Here is a 25,161-nt window from a genome sequence, read left to right as displayed (position 1 = left end):
GCGATGACTTAGTCCTGGCGGCTGGTCACTTCCAGCAGGTGGTAGCCGAACTGGGTCTTGACCGGGCCCTGTACGGTGTTGACCGGGGCGCTGAACACCACGGTGTCGAATTCCTTGACCATCTGGCCTGGGCCGAACGAGCCCAGGTCACCGCCTTGGCGGCTGGACGGGCAGGTGGAGTTGGCCTTGGCGATTTCAGCGAAGTCGGCACCGGCTTCGATCTGGGCTTTCAGTTCGTTGCACTTTTCTTCAGTGGCGACGAGGATGTGACGGGCGGTGGCGCGTGCCATGGGTACTGCTCCTTGGGGGTGAAAACGGCAAGCCTAGCGCACTTGATCGGGTCATGTCTCGCCAGGCTTGCTGTAGGCACTTCACATACGCGCTGCGGCCTCGCGCAGCAGGGTTTCGGTCGCGCTCCAGCCCAGGCAGCCATCGGTGATCGACACGCCGTATTTCAGCGTGCCCTTGCCCAGGGCCTGGCAGCCATCGAACAGGTGGCCTTCGAGCATCACGCCGACCAGCGAGCGGTCACCGGCCAGGCGCTGGGCCAGCACGTCCTCGAACACGGCGGGCTGGCGGGCAGGGTCCTTGCCGCTGTTGGCATGGCTGCAGTCAACCATGATACGCGCCTGCAAGCCGGCCTTGGCCAAACCCTGGCGGGCCTGGGCGATGCTGGCGGCATCGTAGTTCGGGCCCTTGTGGCCACCGCGAAGCACCAGGTGGGTGTCCGGGTTGCCCAGGGTTTCGATGATCGCCGGGTAGCCCTGCGCATCCATGCCGAAGTGACGGTGCGGGGCCGCCGCGCTGCGCATGGCGTCACAGGCGATACCGACGCCGCCGTCGGTGCCGTTCTTGAAACCGACCGGCAGCTCCAGGCCGCTGACCATTTCCCGGTGAATCTGCGATTCGGTGGTACGCGCGCCAATCGCCGCCCAGCCCAGCAGGTCATCGAAGTACCCGGCGGCCATCGGTTGCAGCAGCTCGGTGGCGATCGGCAGGCCGCGTTCGATCATGCTCAGCATCAAGCCGCGGGACAGGGCGATGCCGGCGTGCATGTCGTCGCTGCCATCCAGGTGCGGGTCGTAGGCCAGGCCTTTCCAGCCCACCGTGGTGCGGGGTTTTTCCACGTAGGCGCGCATCACCAGCAGCAGCTTGTCATCGACTTCGCGGCTCAGCGCCGCCAGGCGGTCGGCGTATTCCAGGGCCGAACGGGGGTCGTGGATCGAGCACGGGCCGACGATCACCAGCAGGCGCTCATCGCGGCCTTCGAGGATGGCGCGGATGGCCTGGCGGTGGCTGTGGACTTGCTGGGCGTGTTCGCTGGATAGCGGCATCTGCTGCTTGAGCAGGTGCGGGCTGGGCAGGCGCTGGCTGACGGTGGTGTTGGCAGCGTGCGGTTGGGTCAGGGGCAGAGCGAGGTTCGAGGCTTGCATGGCGTGTGTTCCCTGGGCGGACGGCGGGTTCTGGCCCGCGCGGTCGGCCCTATCGAGGTGTTCGACTATTCGTTGATTGATTGTCTGCAGCATTGCCACCCGTGATGGACCGATCGGAGGCGGCAGGCTGGCCCGAACGGGATTGGCTAAATCGCCAGGCATAGGTGCTTGCGTAGTAATAAGTGGCGTAGTTCATGAATCTGTCCTCAGTTCGAATCGGTAAAAGTGCAATGGCCTGAAAAGCAAAACCCCCGGTCGGGGAGCCGACCGGGGGTTTGAGTATTCTCATGTTCGGCGGCCCCTCGAAGGTGGGCGCCGGGTGGGTATCGGCGCCTAGTGGCTAAACCAATACCCAAAGTAATAGCTGGCAGCAGCCTGGCAGCCGGCAACGGCCAGCACAGGGCGCAGGGTGCGACCGGTGTGGTTGGCGTGGTTGCGGGTGTGTTTCGGCATGTTGCTCTCCAGTGAATGAGCCCGAGCTTACTTCAGGCAATGCGCACTGTTCAATGGATAAATGCTATCGCGTCGATAATTGCACAAAACGGATAGCACTCTGCACACGATGGATATTGCCACCCCAGGGCGAACCCTAACCTGACCCGGTCTGAACAATAACAATGGAGACCCTGGCCATGTCCCTGGGATTCGACTACCTCAATGCCATGCTTGAGGACGACCGTGAAACCGGCGTCTATCGCTGCAAACGCGAGATGTTCACCGACCCGCGCCTGTTCGACCTGGAGATGAAGCACATCTTCGAAGGCAACTGGATCTACCTGGCCCATGAAAGCCAGATCCCCGAGAAAAACGACTTCTTCACCCTGACCATGGGGCGCCAGCCGATCTTCATCGCGCGCAACAAGGACGGGGAGCTCAATGCCTTTCTCAACGCCTGCAGCCACCGCGGCGCCATGCTCTGCCGGCACAAGCGCGGCAACCGTTCCAGCTACACCTGCCCGTTCCACGGCTGGACCTTCAACAACAGCGGCAAGCTGCTCAAGGTCAAAGACCCGAGCAACGCCGGCTACCCCGACAGTTTCAACTGCGACGGCTCCCACGACCTGACCAAGGTCGCCCGCTTCGAGTCGTACCGTGGCTTCCTGTTCGGCAGCCTGAATGCCGACGTCAAGCCGCTGGTCGAGCACCTCGGCGAGTCCGCCAAAATCATCGACATGATCGTCGACCAGTCCCCGGAAGGCCTGGAAGTGCTGCGCGGTGCCAGCTCGTACATCTACGAGGGCAACTGGAAGCTCACCGCCGAGAATGGCGCTGATGGCTACCACGTCAGCTCCGTGCACTGGAACTACGCCGCCACCCAGAACCAGCGCAAGCAGCGCGAAGCGGGCGACGAGATCAAGACCATGAGCGCCGGCGCCTGGGCCAAGCAGGGCGGTGGCTTCTATTCCTTCGACCATGGCCACCTGCTGCTGTGGACCCGCTGGGCCAACCCCGAAGACCGCCCGGCCTTCGAGCGCCGTGATCAGCTGGCCGCCGATTTCGGCCAGGCACGCGCCGACTGGATGATCGAGAACTCGCGCAACCTGTGCCTGTACCCCAACGTCTACCTGATGGACCAGTTCAGTTCGCAGATCCGCATTGCCCGGCCGATTTCGGTGAACAAGACCGAAATCACCATCTACTGCATCGCGCCGAAAGGCGAGAGTGCCGATGCCCGGGCCAAGCGCATCCGCCAGTATGAAGACTTCTTCAACGTCAGTGGCATGGCAACCCCGGACGATCTCGAAGAGTTCCGCTCCTGCCAGACCGGCTACGGCGGCGGCACGGGCTGGAACGACATGTCCCGCGGTGCACAGCACTGGGTCGAAGGTGCCGATGAGGCGGCGAAGGAAATCGAACTCAAGCCGCTGCTGTCGGGCGTGCGCACCGAGGACGAAGGGCTGTTCGTACTGCAGCACAAGTACTGGCAGGACACCATGATCAAGGCACTGAAACAGGAGCATCAACAGGAACAGCAACTGATTCCCGTGGAGGCCGTGCAATGAGCCTGCATAACACCGTGCGTGACTTCCTCTACCGCGAAGCGCGCTACCTGGACGATGCCCAGTGGGACCAGTGGCTGGAGCTGTACGCCAGCGACGCAACCTTCTGGATGCCGTCCTGGGACGATGACGACACCCTGACCGAAGACCCTCAAAGCGAGATTTCGCTGATCTGGTACGGCAACCGGGGCGGCCTCGAAGACCGCGTGTTCCGCATCAAGACCGAGCGCTCCAGTGCGACCGTGCCGGACACCCGCACCTCGCACAACATCAGCAACATCGAGATTGTCGAGCAGGGCGAGGGCAGCTGCCGGGTGCGCTTCAACTGGCACACCCTGAGCTTCCGCTACAAGACCACCGACAGCTACTTCGGCACCAGTTTCTACACCCTCGACCTGCGCGGTGAGCAGCCGCTGATCAAGGCCAAGAAGGTGGTCCTGAAGAACGACTACGTGCGTCAGGTCATCGACATCTACCACATCTGATCCGAGGTAACGCGAGCCGCTCGGTGTGCCCTTGGGCGCGCTGCGGCCAGGCTCGCCCGCGAGGTGCAACATGAGCTTCCAGATCGCGCTTAATTTCGAAGACGGGGTGACCCGCTTCATCGAGGCCAGCGGCCATGAAACCGTGGCCGATGCCGCCTACCGCCAGGGCATCAACATCCCGCTGGACTGCCGCGACGGCGCCTGCGGTACCTGCAAGTGCAAGGCCGAATCCGGGCGTTACGACCTGGGCGACAACTTCATCGAAGACGCCCTGAGCGAAGACGAAATCGCCGACGGCTACGTGCTGACCTGCCAGATGCGCGCCGAAAGTGACTGCGTGGTACGCATCCCGGCGTCGTCGCAGCTGTGCAAGACCGAACAGGCCAGCTTCGAGGCCGCCATCAGCGACGTGCGCCAACTGTCGGCCAGCACCATCGCCTTGTCGATCAAGGGCGAGGCGCTGAGCCGGCTGGCCTTCCTGCCGGGGCAGTACGTCAACCTCAAGGTGCCGGGCAGCGACCAGAGCCGCGCCTATTCCTTCAGCTCGCTGCAGAAGGACGGCGAGGTCAGCTTCCTGATCCGCAATGTGCCGGGCGGCCTGATGAGCAGCTTCCTCACCAGCCTGGCCAAGGCCGGTGACAGCATGAGCCTGGCTGGCCCGCTGGGCAGCTTCTACCTGCGGCCGATCCAGCGCCCGCTGTTGCTGCTGGCCGGTGGTACGGGCCTGGCGCCGTTCACGGCGATGCTGGAGAAGATTGCCGAGCAGGGCAGCGAACACCCGCTGCACCTGATCTATGGGGTGACCAACGATTTCGACCTGGTCGAACTGGACCGCCTGCAGGACCTGGCGGCGTGCATCCCCAACTTCACCTTCAGTGCCTGCGTGGCCAACCCTGACAGCCAATACCCGCAGAAGGGTTATGTGACCCAGCACATCGCGCCGCAGCACCTCAATGACGGCGACGTCGATGTGTACCTGTGCGGGCCGCCACCGATGGTCGAGGCGGTGAGCCAGTACTTGCGCGATCAGGACATCAACCCGGCGAACTTCTACTACGAGAAGTTCGCGGCGGCCGCGGCCTGAGTTTCCTTGGGGCCGCCGCCATCGTGCGGGTGACGGTGGCCTCCTTTTATTGCCTGCGGGATTGCTGGGGCCGCGTTGCGGCCCTTTCCGACCGGTCCGGCGCCCCGGCAAGGCCGCTCCCACATGTACCGCGTTCCCTTGTGGGAGCGGCCTTGCGTCGCGATGGAGGGCGCAGCCCTCCCGGCAATTTCGGATTGAAAGGAGATCGACATGAACAACCGATTCCACAATAAGGTCGCCCTGGTCACCGGCGCCGCCCAGGGCATTGGCCGTGGCGTGTGCTGGCGGCTCAAGGCCGAAGGCGCGCAGGTGGTGGCCGTGGACCGTTCCGAACTGGTCCACGAACTGGCCGGGGAGGGCATGCTGACCCTCACCGCCGACCTCGAACTGCACGCCGATTGCGCCCGGGTCATGGCCACGGCGGTGGAAACCTTCGGCCGCCTCGACATCCTGGTCAACAACGTCGGCGGCACCATCTGGGCCAAGCCCTTCGAGCATTACCAGGTCGACCAGATCGAGGCCGAAGTCCGCCGTTCGCTGTTCCCGACCCTGTGGTGCTGCCACGCGGCGCTGCCGTACATGCTCGAACGCGGCAGCGGCGCCATCGTCAACGTCTCGTCGATCGCCACCCGTGGGGTCAACCGCGTGCCATACGGCGCGGCCAAGGGCGGCGTCAACGCGCTCACCGCGTGCCTGGCCTTCGAAACCGCCGGCCGCGGCATCCGCGTCAACGCCACCGCGCCCGGTGGTACCGAGGCGCCCCCGCGCCGTGTGCCGCGCAACAACAGCGAGCAGAGCGAGCAGGACAAGGCCTGGTACCAGCAGATCGTCGACCAGACCCTCGACAGCAGCCTCATGCACCGCTACGGCAGCATCGACGAGCAGGTCGGCGCGATCCTCTTCCTGGCCTCCGACGAGGCCTCCTATATCACCGGCGTGACCTTGCCGGTGGGGGGCGGTGACCTCGGCTGAACCCTTCCCATGCAAAGCCCCCATGCAAAGCCCCCCGGCAAAGCGTTCCTCCAAAACAACAACAAGAGAGACAGATGCCATGCGAACCCTGGACGTCCACCCGATCATCGATAACGCCCGCTTCACACCGTTCCACTGGATGGTCATGGCCCTGTGCGGCCTGCTGCTGATCTTCGACGGCTACGACCTGTTCATCTACGGCGTAGTACTGCCGGTGATCATGAAAGAGTGGGGGCTGACCCCATTGCAGGCCGGTGCGCTGGGCAGCTACGCGCTGTTTGGCATGATGTTCGGCGCCCTGGCGTTCGGCAGCCTGGCCGACCGCATCGGGCGCAAGAAAGGGATCGCCATCTGTTTTGCCTTGTTTTCCGGGGCGACCATTCTCAACGGCTTTGCCAGCAGCCCCGGCGAGTTCGGCATCTATCGCTTCATCGCCGGCCTCGGCTGCGGCGGCCTGATGCCCAATGCCGTGGCGCTGATGAACGAATACGCACCCAAGCGCGTGCGCAGCACCCTGGTGGCAATCATGTTCAGCGGCTATTCGCTGGGCGGCATGCTCTCGGCAGGTGTCGGCATCTTCATGCTGCCGCGCTTTGGCTGGGAGTCGATGTTCTTTGCCGCTGCGGTGCCGCTGCTGCTGTTGCCGGTGATTCTCTATTACCTGCCGGAGTCCATTGGCTTTCTGGTGCGGCAGGGGCGCACAGAAGAAGCGCGCCAGCTGCTCAAGCGCCTGGACCCGGATTGCGATGTGCAGGCGGATGACGCGCTGCAGGCGGCGGATCGCAAAGGTGGCGGCAGCTCGGTGCTGGAACTGTTCCGCAATGGCCTGGCCATCCGCACCCTGGCCCTGTGGCTGGCGTTCTTCTGCTGCCTGCTGATGGTCTACGCGCTGAGCTCGTGGCTGCCGAAACTGATGGCCAACGCCGGCTACAGCCTGGGCTCGAGCCTATCGTTCCTGCTGGCCCTGAACTTCGGAGGCATGGCCGGGGCAATTCTCGGTGGCTGGCTGGGCGACCGCTACAACCTGGTCAAGGTCAAGGTGGCGTTCTTCATCGCGGCGGCGCTGTCGATCAGCCTGCTTGGCGTCAACAGCCCGATGCCGGTGCTGTACCTGCTGATCTTCATCGCCGGCGCTACCACCATCGGCACGCAGATCCTGCTGTATGCCGGGGCTGCCCAGCTCTACGGCCTGTCGGTGCGCTCCACCGGCCTTGGCTGGGCATCGGGCATCGGCCGCAACGGTGCCATCGTCGGCCCGCTGCTCGGCGGTGCTTTGATGAGCATCAACCTGCCGCTGCAACTCAATTTCATCGCCTTCGCCATCCCCGGTGCCATCGCCGCACTGGCCATGGCCGTGCACCTGGCCAGTGGCCGGCGCCAGGCCCAGATGGCGACGGCCTGATCATTCACTGACTGAACTGGAGCTTTTGCATGACCAGCCCGACCATCGAACGTATCGACGCGATCATCGTCGACCTGCCGACCATCCGCCCGCACAAGCTGGCGATGCACACGATGCAGCAGCAGACCCTGGTGGTGCTGCGCCTGCGCTGCAGCGACGGCGTCGAAGGCATCGGCGAGGCCACCACCATCGGCGGCCTGGCCTACGGCTACGAGAGCCCCGAAGGCATCAAGGCCAACATCGACGCGCACCTGGCGCCCGCGCTGATCGGCTTGCCCGCGGACAACATCAATGCCGCCATGCTCAAGCTCGACAAGCTGGCCAAGGGCAACACCTTCGCCAAGTCCGGCATCGAAAGCGCCTTGCTCGACGCCCAGGGCAAGCGCCTTGGCCTGCCGGTCAGCGAACTGCTCGGTGGCCGTGTGCGTGACAGCCTGGAAGTGGCCTGGACCCTGGCCAGCGGCGACACCGCCCGCGACATCGGCGAAGCCGAGCACATGCTGGAGATCCGCCGGCACCGGGTGTTCAAGCTGAAGATCGGCGCCAACCCGCTGGAGCAGGACTTGAAGCACGTGGTGGCGATCAAGCGTGAGCTGGGCGAACGCGCCAGCGTGCGCGTCGACGTCAACCAGTACTGGGACGAATCCCAAGCCATCCGTGCCTGCCAGGTGCTCGGCGACAACGGCATCGACCTGATCGAACAGCCCATCTCGCGCATCAACCGCGGCGGTCAGGTGCGCCTGAACCAGCGCAGCCCGGCGCCGATCATGGCTGACGAGTCCATCGAGAGCGTCGAGGACGCCTTCAGCCTGGCCGCCGACGGCGCCGCCAGCATCTTCGCCCTGAAAATTGCCAAGAATGGCGGCCCACGCGCCGTGCTGCGCACCGCGCAGATCGCCGAAGCGGCCGGTATTGCCCTGTACGGCGGGACCATGCTCGAAGGCTCGATCGGCACCCTGGCCTCGGCCCATACCTTCCTCACCCTGCGCCAGCTGACCTGGGGCACCGAGCTGTTCGGGCCGCTGCTGCTGACCGAAGAGATCGTCAACGAGCCACCGCAGTACCACGACTTCCAGCTGCATGTGCCACGCACCCCGGGCCTGGGCCTGAGCCTCGACGAACAACGCCTGGCGCGCTTTGCCCGCCGCTGAGCCACGGACTGAAGGAACACACAAATCCCCTGTGGGAGCGGCTTTAGCCGCGAAGCAGGCGACGCGGAGGATGGCACCGGCTGCGCCGGTGTTCGCGGCTAAAGCCGCTCCCACAGGGTCCGTGCCAGCCTTTGAACACTTTGCAAGACAGGAGAAAACAACATGCTGTTCCACGTGAAGATGACCGTGAAACTGCCGGTCGACATGGACCCGGCCAAGGCCGCGCAACTGAAGGCCGACGAGAAGGAACTGGCCCAGCGCCTGCAGCGCGAGGGCACCTGGCGCCACCTGTGGCGCATCGCCGGGCACTACGCCAACTACAGCGTGTTCGATGTGCCCAGCGTCGAGGCGCTGCACGACACGCTGATGCAGCTGCCGCTGTTCCCGTACATGGACATCGAGGTTGACGGCCTGTGCCGCCACCCGTCGTCGATCCACAGCGACGACCGCTGATTCAACCCTTTGCACAAGAACAAGATGAGGTAAGCATCATGACCGTGAAGATTTCCCAGACTGCCGATATCCAGGCGTTCTTCGAAAAGGCCGCCGGCTTTGGCAATGACGACGGCAGCCCGCGCCTGAAGCGCATTATTCAGCGCGTGCTGCAGGACACTGCACGCCTGATCGAAGACCTGGAAATCACCGAAGACGAGTTCTGGCACGCCGTCGACTACCTGAACCGCCTTGGCGGGCGCGGTGAAGCCGGGCTGCTGGTAGCAGGCCTGGGCATCGAGCACTTCCTCGACCTGCTGCAGGATGCCAAGGATGCCGAAGTCGGCTTGACCGGCGGCACCCCGCGCACCATCGAAGGCCCGCTGTACGTGGCTGGCGCGCCGCTGGCGGAGGGTGAAGTGCGCATGGACGATGGCAGCGAGGAGGGCGTGGCGACCGTCATGCTGCTCGAGGGCCAGGTGCTCGACCCGCAAGGCCAGCCGCTGGCCGGGGCCATCGTCGACCTTTGGCATGCCAATACCCGTGGCACCTATTCGTTCTTCGACCAGAGCCAGTCCGAGTACAACCTGCGCCGGCGCATCGTCACCGATGCCGAAGGCCGTTATCGCGCGCGCTCCATCGTGCCATCCGGCTATGGCTGCGACCCACAGGGGCCGACCCAGGAATGCCTGGACCTGCTCGGCCGCCACGGCCAGCGCCCGGCACACGTGCACTTCTTCATCTCGGCACCGGGGCACCGCCACCTGACGACCCAGATCAACCTGGCCGGGGACAAGTACCTGTGGGACGACTTCGCCTACGCCACCCGTGACGGGCTGGTGGGCGAGGTGGTGTTCCATGAAGGGGCGGAGGGTCGCCACGCCGAGTTGAAGTTCGACTTCCAGCTGCAGAAGGCGCACGGGACCGAGGACGAACAGCGCAGCGGGCGGCCGCGAGCGCTGCAAGAGGCCTGAAACACCGCGCTGGCTTCTTCGCGGGACAAGCCCGCTCCCACAGGTGTCGCGTCAGTATCAGAACCTGTGTCGAGCCAGTGGGAGCGGGCTTGCCCGCGAAGAAGGCCACACAGAACAAGAGCCAGCCACCAAGGCCGGCCGAAGCCTTGCGAGACGTCTCATGAAAACCCTGATCAAGGACTGCTCCCTGTCAGCCCTGGTCGCCGGCTGCATCGCGACCCTGATTTCCTACGCCGGCCCCCTGGTGATCATCTTCCATGCCGCCGAAGCCGCAGGCCTGTCCCACGGCATGCTGTCGTCCTGGGTCTGGGCCGTGTCCATGGGCAGCGCCGTGCTCGGTGCCGCACTCAGCCTGCATTACCGGGTACCGGTGGTGATCGCCTGGTCGATCCCCGGTTCCGCACTGCTGGTCACTGCCTTGCCCCAGCTCGGCCTGGAGCAGGCCGTAGGTGCGTACCTGGTCGCCAACCTGGTCCTGCTGCTGATCGGCATCAGCGGGGCCTTCGACCGCATCATCGCGCACCTGCCTGGCTCCATCGCGGCGGGCATGCAGGCCGGCATCCTGTTCAGCTTCGGCACCGAAGTGTTTCGGGTACTGCCGGTGCAGCCGCTGCTGGTGCTGGCGATGTTCGCGACCTACGTGCTGATGCGCAGGCTGCAACCGCGCTACGCCGTGGCGGCAGTGCTGGCTGTCGGCGCCCTGGTGACCGTGGCCAGAGGAGCCTTTCGCAGCGAGGCGCTGGTGCTGGAGCTGGCCTCGCCACAGTGGATCACCCCACAGTTCAGCCTGGCAGCAACCTTCAGCCTGGCACTGCCCATGGTGCTGGTCGCACTGACCGGGCAGTTCATGCCGGGCATGGCGGTGTTGCGTAACGCCGGCTACGCCACGCCGGCCAGCCCGCTGATCAGTGCCAGCGCACTGGCCGGCGCGCTGCTCGCACCGTTCGGTTGCCATGGCCTGAACCTCGCGGCTGTCACCGCCAGTCTGTGCACTGGGCATGAAGCCCATGAGAACCCGCGCCGGCGTTACATCGCGGCGGTCGCTGGCAGTGCCCTCTACCTGCTGCTGGGGATTGCCGGGGCGACGCTGATGTCGCTGTTCGCTGCGTTCCCTGCCGCGTTGATCGCCGCGCTGGCCGGGCTTGCCTTGTATGGCGCCATCAGTGAGGCCCTGGCGCGCAGCCTGGCCGAACCCAGCGAACGCGATGCCGGGTTGTTCACCTTCCTGGTCACCGCCTCGGGGGTGTCCTTCCTGGGCCTGTCGGCCGCGTTCTGGGGGCTGCTGTTCGGCCTGCTGGCCCATGGGCTGCTGCGCCTGCGCCGCCCGCAACCCCACGAGGTGCTGCGTCGCACCCCCTGAAAACCCGTGTTCCCCGCGCTTTATCCATAACAACAAGATCAAGAGAGCTTCGGAATGAACCACACCCCTTGCGTCGCCATCGGGCTGACTTTGCTCAGCCCCTCCTTGTTCGCGGCCGAAGGCGGCTTCTTTGAAGATGCCAAAGCCAGCCTCAGCGCCCGCAATTACTACTTCAGCCGTGATTTTTCCGACATCGTCGGGGCCAACCAGCAGTCCAAGGCCGAGGAGTGGGCCCAAGGCTTCATCCTTGACTTCAAGTCCGGCTATACACCGGGCCCGGTCGGTTTTGGCGTCGACGCGCTGGGCCTGCTTGGCATCAAGCTCGACAGCAGCCCGGACCGGGTCAACACCGGCCTGCTGCCGGTGCAAGGCGATGGCCGCGCAGCCGACGAGTACAACCGTATCGCGCCCACCTTCAAGGCCCGGCTGTCGAAGACCGAGCTGCGCGTGGGCGAGCTGCAGCCCAACCTGCCGGTGCTGACGTTCAGTGATATCCGCCTGTTGCCGCCGACCTACCAGGGCACCAGCATCAGCTCGGCGGAAATCGACGGGCTGACCGTGCAGGCCGGGCACCTGACCAGCACCCACCTGCGCAACGAGGGGGGCGACGGCAAGATGAACGCCATGCTCGGCCATGTGCCCCAGCGTCAGGCCGAAAGCGATGCGTTCAACTATGTGGGCGGTGACTATGCGTTCAACGCCAACCAGAGCAGTGTCAGCCTCTGGTATGGGCAGCTTGAAGATATCTACCACCAGGGTTTCCTGGGCCTGAAGCACAGCAAGCCGATAGGGGACTGGGTGCTGAACGCCAACCTTGGCTATTTCACCGCTCACGAAGACGGTGATGCGCTGCTGGGCAAGATCGACAACCAGGCGTTTTTCTCGATGTTCACAGCCCGGCATGGCGGCCACAGCTTCGGCGCCGGCTACCAGGGCATCTATGGCGACAGCCCGTTCCCACGGGTGTTTGCCAACATCTCGCCGTTGGGCAACGAAGTGCCGACCTATGAGTTCGCCTATACCGACGAGCGTTCGTATCAGCTGCGTTATGACTACAACTTTGCGGCCATGGGCGTGCCAGGGTTGACCGCGACGGTCCGCTATATCACCGGCAACAATGTCGACACCGGCAAGGGATACGAGGGCAAGGACCGCGAGCGTGACCTGGACATTGGCTATGCGGTGCAGAGCGGGGTGTTCAAAGGGCTGGGAATTCGAGTGAGGAATGCCATGGCGCGGTCCAACTACCGGAGTGACATCGATGAGAACCGGCTGACCCTGGTGTACACCTGGCAGCTGTTCTAAGGCATCGCCGGCCATTTGTTGTCACACAGCAGCGATTGCGCCACCCGGGTGCCGGGGGTTAGGTTTCCTCAATTGCCATTGAGGAAGCCTGACTTTGGACTCCATCACCCAAGCCGTGCTCGGTGCTGCGCTGCAAGGTACGGTCCTGGGCCGCATTCAGGGCCGGCGCTCGCTCATCTACGGCGCTGCGCTGGCCACCGTGCCGGACCTCGACGTGGTCATCCGCTATGCCGACCCGGTGTCGCAGATGACCTACCACCGCGGCTTTTCCCATTCGATCTTCGTCCTTACCAGCCTGGCCTTGCTGCTGGCCTGGCTGGTCAACCGGCTTGGCCGAACGCGCTGGCCCGACAAGGGCTACACCTTGCCCCGGCTGTTCCTGGCGTTCTGGCTGGTGCTGGTGACCCACCCGATCCTCGACGCGTTCACGGTCTACGGCACACAGCTGTTCTGGCCGCTGGCATTCACCCCGCTGAGCTGGGCGGCGGTGTTCATCATCGATCCGGTCTATACCGTGCCGCTGTTGGCGGCTGTACTGTACGCCACCTGCAAAGGGTTGAAGGGCAGGGCCGTGCAGGTGTTGAGCCTGGCACTGGTCTTCAGCACTGCCTACCTGGGGTTCGGCCTGGCTGGTCGTATTGCCGCCGAGCAGCGCTTTCAACTGGCGCTAGAGCAGCAAGGTATCCAGGCCAGCGAGGTGCGCGCTGTGCCCATCGCCTTCAACAGCCTGGTCTGGCGGGTGCTGGCCAAGACCCCGGATGGTTTCTACTACGAGGGCATCAGCAGCTCGTTTGACCGTGAGCCGCCGGAGATGCAGCGCCTGCCACTGAATCTGGTGGCGCGCGATACCCTGCACGATGCGCCTTTGCTCGAACGCCTGCGCTGGTTTACCGGTGACTGGCTACGCTACGACGTCATCGACGACCAACTGGTGGTCACCGACCTGCGCATGGGTATCCCCGGCAACTACACCTTCCGCTTCAACATGGCCCACCGCGATAGCCAGGGGCAGTGGGTGGCCGACACGCCAAGCCGCTGGGTCGGCTCAGGGGTTGGCGCGATGCTCAACAACGGTGACCTGGCGCTGATCTGGCGGCGGATTCTCGAGCAGCGGCCGCCGTTGCCGTTGGCCGCCTGGAGCGAGCGCTGAGTGCTTGCCCTTGCAATACTGCGATTTGCACCCATTTAAGCCGGCCTTCCGCATGCCCAGGAACCTGCCATGGAACCCAACCGCTTCGGCGACATCGCCGCCTTCGTCAGCGCCGTGAAGGCCGGCAGCTTCACCGCCGCAGCGGCCAGCCTTGGCCTGACCCGCTCGGCGGTGGGCAAGAGCATCGCCCGCCTGGAGGCACGCATGGCCGTGCGCCTGCTCAACCGCACCACGCGCAAATTGAGCCTGACCGACGAGGGCCAGGTGGCCTTCGAGCGCTGGCGGCAGATCCTCGATGACCTGGACGAGGTCGAGAGCACCATGGCCCTGCGTCGGGGCAAGCCAACTGGCACCTTGCGCCTGACCGCGCCGTTGTCGTTCGGCCAGCGTCATGTGCTGCCGATCCTGGATGCCTACCTCAAGCAGTGGCCGGAGCTGCGCGCCGACATTCGCTTTACCGACCGTTTTGTCGACTTGGTGGAAGAGGGCGTCGACGTCGCCGTGCGCATCGGTGCGCCCAAGGAAGATTCACAACTGTTGACCCGCACGGTCGCCTGGCAGCAGTTCGTTACCTGCGCCTCGCCCGAGTACCTGCAGCAGCACGGCGTGCCGCAGGTGCCGGCGGACCTCTACGGGCATGACAAGATCGCCTTCCTCAGTGGCGAGAAGTCGATGCCGTGGCGCTTTCACACCGACGAAGGGCTGCACCTGTGCGAGGAGCCCGGTCGATTGAACATCGACAGTTCCGAGGCGATGCTCGATGGCGCCCGGGCCGGTTTCGGCCTGATTCACCTGCCGACCTATATCACTGGCGATGACCTGCGGGCCGGTGCACTGGTAGAGGTGCTGCACGACTATCGCCCACCGGCGGACCCGATCCGTGTGGTTTACCCGAGCAAGCGGCACCTGTCGCCACGGGTGCGCGGGTTCATCGACCTGCTGGTAGCGACCTGGGAGCAGGGCGTGCCCTGGGAAGACTGATTGGGGACAACCAGGCCCCTATGTGGGGCCTGAGGTCGGGTTTATCCCTGGCGCTGCAGCGCAGAAACTGGCGTCACTGATAATCCCTCTGGAGACCCCATGACTGCCCTGTCCGTACTGGATCTGGTCATGATTGGCGAAGGCAAGACCTTCGCCGACGCGATCGAAGAATCCCGCCAACTGGCTCGCCACGTCGAGCAGCATGACTACCGCCGCTACTGGATCGCCGAGCACCACGACATGCCCGGCATCGGTTCGGCTGCCACCTCGCTGGTGATCAACGAGATCGCCAATGCCACCCAGCACATTCGCGTCGGCGCCGGCGGCATCATGCTGCCCAACCATGCGCCGTTGGTGGTCGCCGAGCAGTTCGGCACCCTCGACACGCTGCATCCGGGCCGCATCGACCTGGGCCTGGGGCGTGCGCCCGGTACTTCGGGGCCCACGGTTCGCGCCTTGCGCGGTGCCGCGCCAGAGCGCGACTTCAGCCAGGACATCGCCGAACTGCGCGACTATCTGGCCGACAATGGCAAGCGCCAGGTCCGCGGTGTGCCGGGCACACACGAAGTGCCGGTGTGGATCCTCGGCTCCAGCCTGTTCGGTGCCGACCTGGCAGCGAAGCTGGGGCTGCCGTATGCCTTTGCCTCGCATTTCGCACCGCGTTACCTGCTGCAGGCGATTGCCCATTACCGGGCCAACTTCCAGCCTTCCGCACAATTGGCCAAGCCGTATGTGATGGTGGGCGTGAACCTGTTTGCCGCCGACAGTGATGCCGAGGCCGATTACCAGGCCAGCTCGCACCGCAAGTGGATGCTGGACCTGCATGTCGGGCGCTTCGGCTTGCTGCCCAAGCCGCAGGAAGGGTATGTGCAGAACTTGCCGGGGCACGAGCGGGCGGTGCTGGAGCAGGTGATGGCCTGCAGCATTGCCGGTGGGCCGGAGCGGGTGCGGGAAGGGCTGCGCTCGCTGATCGAGCAGACCGGAGCGGATGAGTTGATGATCGATTGCCGGATCCACGATCCGTTGGCGCGGTTGCGCTCGCATGCCTATGCGGCGCGGGCTTTGGCAGAGTTGCGTTAAACCTCACTGGCCTCTTCGCGGGCAAGCCCGCTCCCACAGGTTCTGCACAGTGCTTGAAGTGCGTGCAATACCTGTGGGAGCGGGCGTGCCCGCGAAGAGGCCAGAACAGGCAACAAGAAAGGGAGCTTTCGGGCTCCCTTTTCAGCATCAGGCCTGCTTGAGGAACGGATAGTCCGTATACCCCTCAGGCCCATTGGCATAGTCGAACTGCGCCCGATGCTCGTTCAACGGCGCCTGCAGCCGCAGACGCTCAACCAGGTCCGGGTTGGCAATGTAGCTGCGGCCAAAGGCCACGGCATCGATCAGGCCACGACCAATCAGGTCTTCGCCTTTCTCGGCGGTATAGGCACCCGCCGCGATGATCACACCTGGGTACGCGGCACGGATCTGCTCGCGGAACTCATCGCGCAGCGGCTTGCCGCCTGCCCAGTCCGGCTCGGACAGGTGCAGGTAGGCGAGGTTGCGCTTGGCCAGTTCCTTGATCAGGTACAAGCCGGCGGCTTCCTGGTCCTCGCCGTTGTCCACGCCGTTGAAACCACCCAGCGGGAACACGCGGATGCCAATGCGGTCGGCGCTCCAGTTGGCGATTGCAGCGTCCACGGCTTCCAGAACGATACGCGCACGGTTCTCCACGCTACCGCCATAACGGTCTTCGCGCTGGTTGGCACTCGGGGTGAGGAACTGGTGCAGCAGGTAGCCATGGGCGGCGTGCAGCTCGATGAAATCGAAACCGGCCTCACGGGCGTTGACCGCCGCCTGGCCGAAGTCGGCAACGATGGCGGCAATCTCGTCTTCGTTCAGGGCACGAGGCGTGGAGGTTTCCACCCGCATCAGGTTGCCTTGTTCATCGCGCAGGGTAGTGCGGGCGTTGGCCGGCAGGGCAGATGGTGCGACCGGTGCTTCGCCGGCGGGCTGCAGCGAGGTATGCGAAACCCGGCCGGTGTGCCAGACCTGCACGGCACTGTGACCGCCATCGGCGTGGATGCCTTCGTTCACGACCTTCCAGGCGGCGATTTGCTCGGCGCTGTGGATGCCTGGCGAACCGGAGTAACCCTTGGCCTGGAAGGAGATTTGCGTGGCTTCGGTGATGATAAGCCCGGCGCTGGCGCGCTGACGGTAATACTCGGCCATCATCGGTGTCGGTACGTCGCCAGGCTCCAGGCTGCGCAGGCGGGTGAGCGGGGCCATGAACACGCGGTTGGGCAGGGTCAGGGGGCCGATCTGCAGGGGTTGCAAGAGTTTCATTGTTGCTCCAGAGGTAGGAAAACCAATGGCGCGAACGATACCGGGATGATTGGGGAAAGGGGGGACCGGGACCCCGGCGTAGAGCTCCCCAATGGATGTAGCCTGTCCCGGCCTCTTTGCGGGCTTGCCCGCTCCCACAGGGGGATCATTTCCTTGAGGAGGGTGATGAACCTGTGGGAGCGGGCAAGCCCGCGAAGAGGCCGGGACAGGAGAACACTCAGCGCCGAGCCAACCGCCCACTGACAAAATGCGCCACATCATTGAACCCTGGCGTAGACGCATGCCCCGGCGTCACCAGCGAGTCAATGAATGCCTCGTCTTCCGCTGTGATCTTCACCTCCAGCGCCCCGCCATAGGTATCCCACTGCGCCTCAGTGCGCGGCCCGACGATGGCCGAGCTGACCAGCTGGCTGTTGAGCACCCAGGCAATCGCGAACTCGACCAGGCCCACGCCCTTGGCCTGGGTGTAATCCTGCAGCTGCCGGGCAATGGCCAGCGATTCCTGGCGCCATTCCACCTCCATGATGCGCTTGTCCTGGCGCGCGGCACGGCTGCCAGCCTCGGGCTCGGCCCCCGGCGCATACTTGCCGCTGAGCACGCCACGGGCCAGTGGACTGAAGGGCACCACGCCCAGGCCGTGATACGCGGCGGCGGTCATCTGCTCAGGCTCGGCCTGGCGGTTGACGATGTTGTACAGCGGCTGGCTGACCACCGGCTTGGCCACACCCAGGCGCTCGGCGAGGTTGCAGATCTCGGCGATGCGCCAGCCGCGGTAGTTGGACACTCCCCAGTAACGGATCTTGCCCTGCTGCAGCAGGTCGCCGATGGCGCGCACGGTCTCTTCCAGCGGCACCTTGTGGTCTTCGCGGTGCAAGTAGTAGATGTCCAGGTAGTCCAGGTGCATGCGCGTCAGCGTGGCATCGATGCCATTGAAGATGTGCTTGCGCGACAAACCGCTGCGGTTGGGCAGGCCATCGGTGGGCCCCATGCCGACCTTGGAGGCGACGATCCAGTCCTGGCGATGGCGCGCCACCGCTTCACCGACGATCTCCTCGGAGCGGCCGGCGTTGTACACGTCGGCGGTGTCGATGAAGTTGATGCCCTGGTCCCAGGCCTTGTCGATGATCCGCAGCGCATCCTCGGTGCCGGTCTGCTCGCCGAACATCATGCTGCCCAGGGTCAGGGCGGAGACTTGCAGGCCGGATTGGCCCAGGGGACGGTAGATCATGCCGAGTATCCTTTGCGGGGAATGATCCGGTTGTTTTACACAGAACCGACGGGGTTTGAAAGGCCGCCAGGGCGGTGATTTCAGCCAATCAACTCGAGGGCCTCAATCAGGCTCAAGGGCCGCTTCATCCGTTGTGACAGCGTCGCCATGGCATCCGAGTAGCCCTTGGCTACCACCGCCTCGACCTGTTCCCCGACGCACTGCAGGGCAATGAAGTCGCCTTTCTCCGGCTCACCGACGAACTTGATGCGATCCCAATTCCGGGCATGTCCCAGCACCTCGTAGGTGCGCCCGTGCTGGTAGGTCCAGAAGAACGGCACATCGTTGTAGCGGCGCTGTTCACCCAGCATGTTGGCTGCCGCAATCACGCCGTGCTGCTGAGCCAGCCGCCAGTGCTCGATGCGCACCGGCTGCCCTGCATGGGGGAAGGTGGCGATATCGCCAGCGACCCACAACCCATCGGCGGCATGCAATTCGGCATCGACCGACACTGACTGGTCTTTGGCCAATTGCACACCTTGCACGAACGCCGTGGCCGGCTTTACGCCCGTTCCGAGTAGCACCAGAGCGGTGCTCAGCCGCTCGCCATTGGCCAATTGCACGGCTTCGACCTTGTCTTCGCCCAAAAAGCGCTCGACTTCGGTCGGGCCGTGGAACACCACGCCCTTGCGCTCATGCAGCTCGCGAATGCAGCGCCCGATACGTTCGCCCAGTTGTTTGGCCAACGGTACTTCGTGACGCGTGACCACATGCACCTGCGCGCCATACTTTCGAAGTGCCGAGGCGGCTTCGAGGCCAATGAAGCCGTCACCGACGATCACCACCGGCTGCCCAGGTTCGGCGGCATCGAGCAGGCGCGCGGCATCCTCGCGTGAGCGCAAGGTCATGATGCCGGGGAGGTCGACACCCGGCAGCTGCGGGCGCAACGGTTTGCCGCCGGTGGCCAGCAGGGCGGCGTCATAGTCGATGTGCTGGCCGTCGGCGAGGGTGATCTGGCGTTTTTTCGCATCCAGCGCACGGACCTTGCCGAAGCGCCTGTCCAGATGGCCCTTGCGCAGCTGATCGGGCTCCAGCAAGGCGGACACCTCGTCGGGCGCCATCTCCCCGGCGAGGACGAATTTGCTCAAGGCGGTGCGATCGTATGCGGGCTGCCGTTCCTGGTCGAGCCAGATCAGGTGCCCGCCGAAGCCGTGGTCGAGCAGCGTGGCCACCGCCGCCGCGCCGGCGGCACCCGCACCGATCACCACGAAAGTGCGGGCATCGCTGTGGCGCGGTGACTCGCTCTGTGGCAAAGGTTGGTCATCGACCCATACCTCGCCATCCTTGACCCATGCCCGGTACCTGCGCAGGCCTGTCAGCGCCGGCGGTTCGCACACCGCGCCTTCATCGACGGCAAAAGCGGCCTTGTGCCAGGGGCAGACCAGCAGCCCGCCGCAGATCACGCCTTCTTCCAGCGGCGCGCCTTCGTGCGGGCAGTTGCCTTGGTAGGCATGGACCTGATCGCCCTGGCGGACGAGGATCATGTCTTCGTTGCCGGCCTGCACGCGCAAGGGGCGCTTGGGGTCGAGCTGTTCGAGGCGGGCCACGGCGTGCTGGGTCATGGGCTTCTCCAAAGGGGGCCTTTGGAACCATTTGACGCCTGGGGCGGGAGGGGGATGCGTTGACCTGACGATCGGTGGGGGTATGTTCGCATTGAGATTTTCTGCGCCTGTCAGATCGAGCGCCGCCCGCGCGGCGCATCGCGGGCAAGTCGGATCGCCGCACCGCCGCTCCCACATCTGTTTCGGGCCAGTTAGTCCTGTGCCGCCAACAGGATCCGCCTTGGTGCCTGACTGGAGACCGATGATAATCGGTTGCGCGCATGACTGGAGATAGGTGGAGCGGCATCAGCGCCCACCGAGATGCATTGCCATGCCAACAAGGCGGTCCCTGTTGGCTTCACAGGAGAGATTGGCCCTAAACAGATGTGGGAGCGGGCTTGCCCGCGATGCGCCGCGCGGGCGGCGCTCGATCTGACAGGCGCCGCAAACCTTCCGGCGAGCACCCCAAAGCCTCAACTGGCCCGTGCAGTATTCAGCGCCCGAGCCCGGGTAACCCGCAGGGCCACCAGGCTACCCAGCACGATCAGCGCGGCCAGCGAATACAGCGCAGCATCGGTCGAGCCGGTCTGGTCCTTGATGAAGCCGACCAGGTACGGGCTGAGGAAGCCAGCCATCTGGCCCACCGAGTTGATGATCGCCAGGCCCGCCACTGCGGCACTGGCGCTGAGCAGCGCGGTCGGCATCGGCCAGAACATCGGCAGGCCGGTGAGGGCACCCATGGTGGCGATCGACAGGCCGAGGATGGCGATGGTCGGGTTGCCGGCGAAGTTGACTGCGATCAACAGGCCGACGGCGCCCATCAACATCGGCACCACAAGGTGCCAGCGGCGCTCGTTGCGCAGGTCGGCCGAGCGGCCGCAGAGGATCATGAACACGCCAGCCAGCAGATACGGAATGGCGCTCAGCCAGCCGATCAGCAGCGGGTTGTCGAAGCCCATGTTCTTGATGATTGACGGCAGCCAGAAGTTGATCGCGTACACGCCGCTCTGGATGCAGAAGTAGACGAAACCGAAGGTCCAGATCAGCGGGTTGGTCAACACGGCCATCACGCTGTCGCCGGTGGCGTTCGGTTTGCTCGCGGCGTCGGCCTCGAGGTCGGCGGCGATCAGCTGGCGTTCGGCCGGGCTCAGCCAGGCAGCCTTCTGGTAGCCATCGCTGAGCAGCTTGATGGCCAGTACACCGAGGGCGACGGTCGGCAGGCCCTGGATCAGGAACATCCACTGCCAGCCGGCCAGGCCATGCTGGCCAGCGGCGAAGTGCTGGAGGATCCAGCCGGAGAACGGCCCGCCGAGCAGGCCCGACACCGGGATCGCCGACATGAACAGGGCCATGATGCGGCCACGGCGGTCAGCCGGGAACCAGCGCGAGAGGTACAGCACCACGCCGGGGAAGAAGCCCGCTTCGGCGGCGCCGGTCAGCAGGCGCAGGGTGTAGAACTCGGTGGGGGTGGTGACGAACAGCAGGCAGGTCGACAGGCTGCCCCAGGCGATCATCATCGCCGCAATCCAGCGCCGCGGACCGAAGCGGTTGAGCGCCAGGTTGCTCGGCAGGCCGCAGAGCACGTAGCCGATGAAAAAGATGCCGGCGCCGAGGCCGTACACGGTTTCGCTGAACTTCAGTGCATCGAGCATCTGCAGCTTGGCGAAGCCGACGTTGACGCGGTCCAGGTAGTTGAACAGGTAGCAGATGAAAATGAACGGGATCAGCCGCAGGGTGATGCGCCGGTACAGCGCGTTGCGGGTGATATCCGTGCCTTGGTCAGGGGCGGGGCTGTGTGCCATGATCGTGGTCTCTGTTGTTATGGTTGTCGCCGCGTCGCCTGTGCCGGCGCTCGCCCTGACGAGTCTCGGGGACGGCGGCGCGCCTGTCTTTGTGCTTTTGCACAGCGTATCGCGGATGGCGCTGTGCTGCCGTACAAAAGCTGACACGATTAAGGATCGCTGAATGTTCGAACTGGACCATGACCTGGCGCAGGATATCGTCGATCGGGCGATGGCCATTCTGCCCTGCAACGTCAACGTCATGGACAGCCAGGGGCTGATTCTCGGCAGTGGCGAGCCGGAGCGCATCAACACCCGCCACGAGGGTGCTCAGCTGGTGTTGGCCAATGGCCGGGTGGTCGAGCTGGACGTCGACGCGGCCAAGTGCCTCAAGGGCGTGCAGCCCGGGGTCAACCTGCCGCTGATGCTCGACGGGCGCCTGATCGGCGTGCTCGGCCTGACCGGCGACCCGCAGCAACTGCGCACCTATGGCGAGCTGGTGCGCATGACCGCCGAGATGCTCCTGGCGCAGCGCCATCTGCAGGTCGAGCAGCAGTGGCGGCGCCAGCGTTGCGACGACCTCCTGGCGTTGCTGCTCGGCGGCAGCGGTGATTCGCCACGGTTGCTGGACGAGGCGCAGCAGTTGGGCCTGAAGCCCCAGTTGCCACGGGTGCCATGCCTGTTCGAACTGCAATCCGGGCCGCCTGCCGAAACACTGTCGGCCTGGTTGATGAGTCGCTACCCGGAAAGCTGGTGCGTGAGCCCTTCGCGCGAGTCGCTGCTGTGGTGCCGGCCGGCGGGGCTGGTGCTGGATGAAGCACGCCTGATCGAACGCTTGCGGCGCCACGGCTGGGAGGTCGAACGCCTGGCGCTGGGCAGCGCGGCGCAGAGCCTGGAACAGCTGCGCCGGGGCTACCGGCGGGTGCGTGACTTGCTGGCCTATGGCCGCGAGGTGTTGCCGAAGGAGCAACTGCTGAGCCTCAGCCGCTACCGCTTGCCGGCCTTGCTCTGGCGCCATCGCAATGAAGACGCGCTGGATGAACTGCTCGAGCCGCTGCAACGCATTCGCGCCCGGGATGCCAGCGGCCAGTTGCTGACCACGCTGCGCGCCTGGTGCGCGCACGATGGCCAGAGCCAGGCCTGTGCCGATGCCCTGGGGATCCACCGCAACAGCCTGCGCTACCGCCTGGAGCGCATCGCCGAACTGGGCGAAGTAGACCCGTTGCGCCTGGAAGGCATGCTGAGCCTGTACCTGGGGCTGCAACTGCTGCCGGCCGATTGAGCGCCGCCGAAGGCATTTGCCCAAACAACGCCATCGGCCTTTTGTGCATCCGACCGAGGCTACCGCGCCACACAGCTGTCAGCATGCCTATTATCAGGACAGGAGAATCCCCATGAAAATCGTCATCGCCCCCGACTCGTTCAAGGACAGCCTCGACGCTGCCGGTGTCGCCCGTGCCATCGCCCTTGGCCTGGGCGCGGCGCTGCCGGCTGCCGAACTGGTCGAATGCCCGATGGCCGATGGCGGCGAAGGCACCATGGAGGCGATCGTCGCTGCCAGCCATGGCGAGCTGCGTAGGCTGAACGTGCGCGGGCCGCTGGGGCAGCGCGTGGAAGCCGGTTGGGGCTGGCTGGCAGAAAGCCGCACCGCAGTCATCGAGATGGCCCAGGCCAGCGGCATCCAGCTGGTACCCAGCGGCCAGCGCGATGCCTGCCGCAGCAGCACCTGGGGCACCGGCGAGCTGATCGCCGCAGCCTTGGCGGCTGGGGCGCAACGGATTGTCCTGGCCATTGGCGGCAGTGCCACCAACGATGGCGGCAGCGGCATGCTGCGGGCGCTGGGCCTGCGCCTGCTGGATGCCGACGGGCAAGCGCTGGAGGAGGGTGGCCTGGCCCTGGCCCGGCTGGCCCGTATCGACGCCAGTGACCTGGACCCACGGCTGGCCGAGGTGCAGGTGGACGTGGCAGCCGATGTCGACAACCCGCTGTGTGGCGCCAATGGCGCTTCGGCGATCTTCGGCCCACAGAAGGGCGCCAACCCCGAGCAGGTGCAGGCGCTGGACCAGGCCCTGGGCCACTTTGCCGACCACTGTGCGCAACTGCTGGGTGAAGACGTGCGCGACTTCCCGGGTTGCGGTGCGGCCGGGGGCATGGGCTTTGCCGCCAAGGCCTTCATGGGCGCGCGCTTCCGCCCCGGCGTGGAAGTGGTCGCGGAGCTGGCTGGCCTGGACGCGCTGGTGCAAGGTGCCGATCTGGTGATTACCGGTGAAGGGCGCTTCGACGCCCAGACCCTGCGCGGCAAGACCCCCATGGGAGTCGCCCGGGTGGCCAAGCGTCACGGGGTGCCGGTGGTGGTGCTGGCGGGCACCCTGGGCGAAGGCTACCAACAGCTGTATGCCCACGGTATCGACGCGGCCTTTGCCCTGGCCAACGGGCCGATGACCCTGGAGCAGGCGTGCGCGAATGCCGCGCAGTTATTGCAGGACCGTGCCGGTGATATCGCCCGTGTCTGGCAATGCGCCAGGCGGCAGCGCTGATACGTCGCAATCCTCCTGCATCAGCGGGTGCTGCAGGGTATCGGCAAAGCGCCGCGGCGCGCCCTGCTCGAGCATGGCAATGAAGCTGCCCAGCGCCGGCGAGGCGTTCTCGGCATTCCAGTTCATGTACAGGCCCATGCTTGGCGTGGGCTGGCCCTTGATCGGCCGGATCGGGCGGAACTGCACGCGGTCGCGCAGGCTCGAGTAGGCGATCGATTCTGGTACCAGGGCGACACCGAAGCCGCAGGCCACCAGCCCGACCTGGGTGTGGATCTGCGCGGCCTCCTGGACGATCCTGGGGTGGAAGCCGGCCGACTCGCACAGGGCGATCAGCTGGCCGTGGTAGCCGCTGCCCAGGGCCTGCGGGGTGAAGACGAAATCCTCATCGGCAAAATTGCTCAGGTCGACCACGGGCTGCCGCGCTTCGGGATGGTGGGCCGGCAAGGCCATGACGATCTGCTCGCTGAGCATCAGGCGTGATTCGAGGGTGTCTGCCGGCAGCGGCAGCTTGCGCATGAAGCCGACGTCCGCTTCCCCGGCCAGCAAGGCCTTGGCCTGGGAGGCCGAAGGCATTTCGCGGATGGTCAGGCGTACGTTCGGGTAGGTTTCGCGAAATTGCTTCAAGGTGGTGAGCAGCGACGCATAGTAGGCGATGGAAATGGCGGTGATGGTCAGTTTGCCGCTGATGCCTTGGGAGACATTGCGCGCGTATTCGATGCCTTGCTCCAGTTCCTTGAGCGTGCGGTAGGCCGTTTCCAGGAAGGCCACGCCGGCAGCGGTGAGCTTGACCGCCCGTTTGTTGCGCAGGAACAGGCTGAAGCCCAGCTTCTCTTCGAGGCGGCTGATTGCCTGGCTCAGGGGCGGCTGGGCCATGTGCAGGCGCAGGGCTGCCTTGTGAAAATGCAGCTCCTCTGCGACGGCAATGAACTGCCTGAGCAAGCGTGTCTCGATCATTCCCAATTCCTTCGACGAGCCGGGACG

General features: G+C 65.1%; 22 protein-coding genes. 15 read left to right on the top strand and 7 right to left on the bottom strand.

The window, feature by feature from the left end; all coding sequences use genetic code 11:
* Positions 1-8: 8 nt before the first annotated feature.
* Together N430_RS17280 and N430_RS17275 are read right to left on the bottom strand one after the other, a co-directional pair.
* Positions 9-290 (bottom strand): peptidylprolyl isomerase, encoded by a 282-nt coding sequence (locus tag N430_RS17280; RefSeq protein WP_110638017.1) that lies wholly within the window; start codon positions 288-290, stop codon positions 9-11.
* A gap of 81 nt (positions 291-371) precedes the next feature.
* Positions 372-1,433 (bottom strand): 3-deoxy-7-phosphoheptulonate synthase, encoded by a 1,062-nt coding sequence (locus N430_RS17275; protein WP_110638016.1) that lies wholly within the window; start codon positions 1,431-1,433, stop codon positions 372-374.
* Between the two features lie 632 nt (positions 1,434-2,065).
* On the opposite strand from N430_RS17275, the gene benA reads away from it, so the two are divergent.
* The 13 genes from benA to N430_RS17210 all read left to right on the top strand — a co-directional run bounded on the left by benA (position 2,066) and on the right by N430_RS17210 (position 15,809).
* Positions 2,066-3,436: a benzoate 1,2-dioxygenase large subunit gene (gene benA, locus N430_RS17270; protein ID WP_110638134.1), complete on the top strand. Its 1,371-nt coding sequence runs from the start codon at positions 2,066-2,068 to the stop codon at positions 3,434-3,436.
* Complete coding sequence (gene benB / locus N430_RS17265; RefSeq protein WP_110638015.1) at positions 3,433-3,918, top strand: benzoate 1,2-dioxygenase small subunit; 486 nt, start codon at positions 3,433-3,435, stop codon at positions 3,916-3,918. Before benA ends, benB begins: the two co-directional genes overlap by 4 nt.
* Before the next feature lie 70 nt (positions 3,919-3,988).
* Positions 3,989-5,002, top strand: coding sequence for a benzoate 1,2-dioxygenase electron transfer component BenC (gene benC, locus N430_RS17260; RefSeq protein ID WP_110638014.1), 1,014 nt, complete (start codon positions 3,989-3,991; stop codon positions 5,000-5,002).
* Between the two features lie 210 nt (positions 5,003-5,212).
* Entirely contained in the window at positions 5,213-5,974 is a 762-nt protein-coding gene (locus N430_RS17255) for a 1,6-dihydroxycyclohexa-2,4-diene-1-carboxylate dehydrogenase (RefSeq protein WP_110638013.1), read from the top strand.
* Between the two features lie 79 nt (positions 5,975-6,053).
* On the top strand, positions 6,054-7,376 hold the full coding sequence (locus N430_RS17250; protein ID WP_110638012.1) for an aromatic acid/H+ symport family MFS transporter: 1,323 nt from the start codon (positions 6,054-6,056) through the stop codon (positions 7,374-7,376).
* A gap of 29 nt (positions 7,377-7,405) precedes the next feature.
* A complete protein-coding gene (locus tag N430_RS17245; RefSeq protein WP_116583649.1) occupies positions 7,406-8,527 on the top strand; it encodes a muconate cycloisomerase family protein in 1,122 nt (373 codons plus the stop codon).
* Positions 8,528-8,689: 162 nt separating this feature from the next.
* Positions 8,690-8,980, top strand: coding sequence for a muconolactone Delta-isomerase (gene catC, locus N430_RS17240; RefSeq protein ID WP_003256111.1), 291 nt, complete (start codon positions 8,690-8,692; stop codon positions 8,978-8,980).
* 38 nt (positions 8,981-9,018) lie between these two features.
* Positions 9,019-9,933 (top strand): catechol 1,2-dioxygenase, encoded by a 915-nt coding sequence (catA, locus tag N430_RS17235; protein WP_110638009.1) that lies wholly within the window; start codon positions 9,019-9,021, stop codon positions 9,931-9,933.
* 160 nt (positions 9,934-10,093) lie between these two features.
* On the top strand, positions 10,094-11,293 hold the full coding sequence (locus N430_RS17230) for a benzoate/H(+) symporter BenE family transporter (RefSeq protein ID WP_110638008.1): 1,200 nt from the start codon (positions 10,094-10,096) through the stop codon (positions 11,291-11,293).
* A 54-nt stretch (positions 11,294-11,347) separates the two neighbouring features.
* Positions 11,348-12,598 (top strand): OprD family porin, encoded by a 1,251-nt coding sequence (locus N430_RS17225; protein ID WP_110638007.1) that lies wholly within the window; start codon positions 11,348-11,350, stop codon positions 12,596-12,598.
* 94 nt (positions 12,599-12,692) lie between these two features.
* Positions 12,693-13,748: a metal-dependent hydrolase gene (locus N430_RS17220; protein ID WP_110638006.1), complete on the top strand. Its 1,056-nt coding sequence runs from the start codon at positions 12,693-12,695 to the stop codon at positions 13,746-13,748.
* Positions 13,749-13,817: 69 nt separating this feature from the next.
* Entirely contained in the window at positions 13,818-14,729 is a 912-nt protein-coding gene (locus N430_RS17215) for a LysR family transcriptional regulator (RefSeq protein WP_110638005.1), read from the top strand.
* A gap of 99 nt (positions 14,730-14,828) precedes the next feature.
* Positions 14,829-15,809, top strand: coding sequence for an LLM class flavin-dependent oxidoreductase (locus N430_RS17210; RefSeq protein ID WP_110638004.1), 981 nt, complete (start codon positions 14,829-14,831; stop codon positions 15,807-15,809).
* 147 nt (positions 15,810-15,956) lie between these two features.
* Here N430_RS17210 and N430_RS17205 read toward each other — a convergent pair whose 3' ends face one another.
* From N430_RS17205 to N430_RS17190, 4 genes are all read right to left on the bottom strand, one after another.
* Complete coding sequence (locus N430_RS17205; RefSeq protein ID WP_110638003.1) at positions 15,957-17,054, bottom strand: alkene reductase; 1,098 nt, start codon at positions 17,052-17,054, stop codon at positions 15,957-15,959.
* A gap of 217 nt (positions 17,055-17,271) precedes the next feature.
* Positions 17,272-18,282: an aldo/keto reductase gene (locus tag N430_RS17200; protein ID WP_110638002.1), complete on the bottom strand. Its 1,011-nt coding sequence runs from the start codon at positions 18,280-18,282 to the stop codon at positions 17,272-17,274.
* Positions 18,283-18,362: 80 nt separating this feature from the next.
* On the bottom strand, positions 18,363-19,883 hold the full coding sequence (locus tag N430_RS17195) for an FAD-dependent oxidoreductase (RefSeq protein ID WP_110638001.1): 1,521 nt from the start codon (positions 19,881-19,883) through the stop codon (positions 18,363-18,365).
* A 452-nt stretch (positions 19,884-20,335) separates the two neighbouring features.
* Positions 20,336-21,664: an MFS transporter gene (locus N430_RS17190; protein WP_110638000.1), complete on the bottom strand. Its 1,329-nt coding sequence runs from the start codon at positions 21,662-21,664 to the stop codon at positions 20,336-20,338.
* Positions 21,665-21,827: 163 nt separating this feature from the next.
* On the opposite strand from N430_RS17190, the gene N430_RS17185 reads away from it, so the two are divergent.
* Both N430_RS17185 and N430_RS17180 read left to right on the top strand, forming a co-directional pair.
* Complete coding sequence (locus N430_RS17185) at positions 21,828-22,925, top strand: sugar diacid recognition domain-containing protein (protein ID WP_110637999.1); 1,098 nt, start codon at positions 21,828-21,830, stop codon at positions 22,923-22,925.
* A 112-nt stretch (positions 22,926-23,037) separates the two neighbouring features.
* A complete protein-coding gene (locus tag N430_RS17180) occupies positions 23,038-24,180 on the top strand; it encodes a glycerate kinase (protein ID WP_110637998.1) in 1,143 nt (380 codons plus the stop codon).
* Here the strand turns inward: N430_RS17180 and N430_RS17175 are convergent.
* Positions 24,118-25,134: a LysR substrate-binding domain-containing protein gene (locus tag N430_RS17175; RefSeq protein WP_110637997.1), complete on the bottom strand. Its 1,017-nt coding sequence runs from the start codon at positions 25,132-25,134 to the stop codon at positions 24,118-24,120. The two genes, N430_RS17180 and N430_RS17175, sit on opposite strands and share 63 nt — an antisense overlap.
* Between the last annotated feature and the right edge of the window lie 27 nt (positions 25,135-25,161).

Origin of the sequence: Pseudomonas sp. CC120222-01a, assembly GCF_003097235.1 — a bacterium.
Classification (GTDB): Bacteria; Pseudomonadota; Gammaproteobacteria; order Pseudomonadales; family Pseudomonadaceae; genus Aquipseudomonas.
Note: the sequence above shows the minus strand (reverse complement) of the source record. Positions and strands in the feature narration are given on the sequence as shown.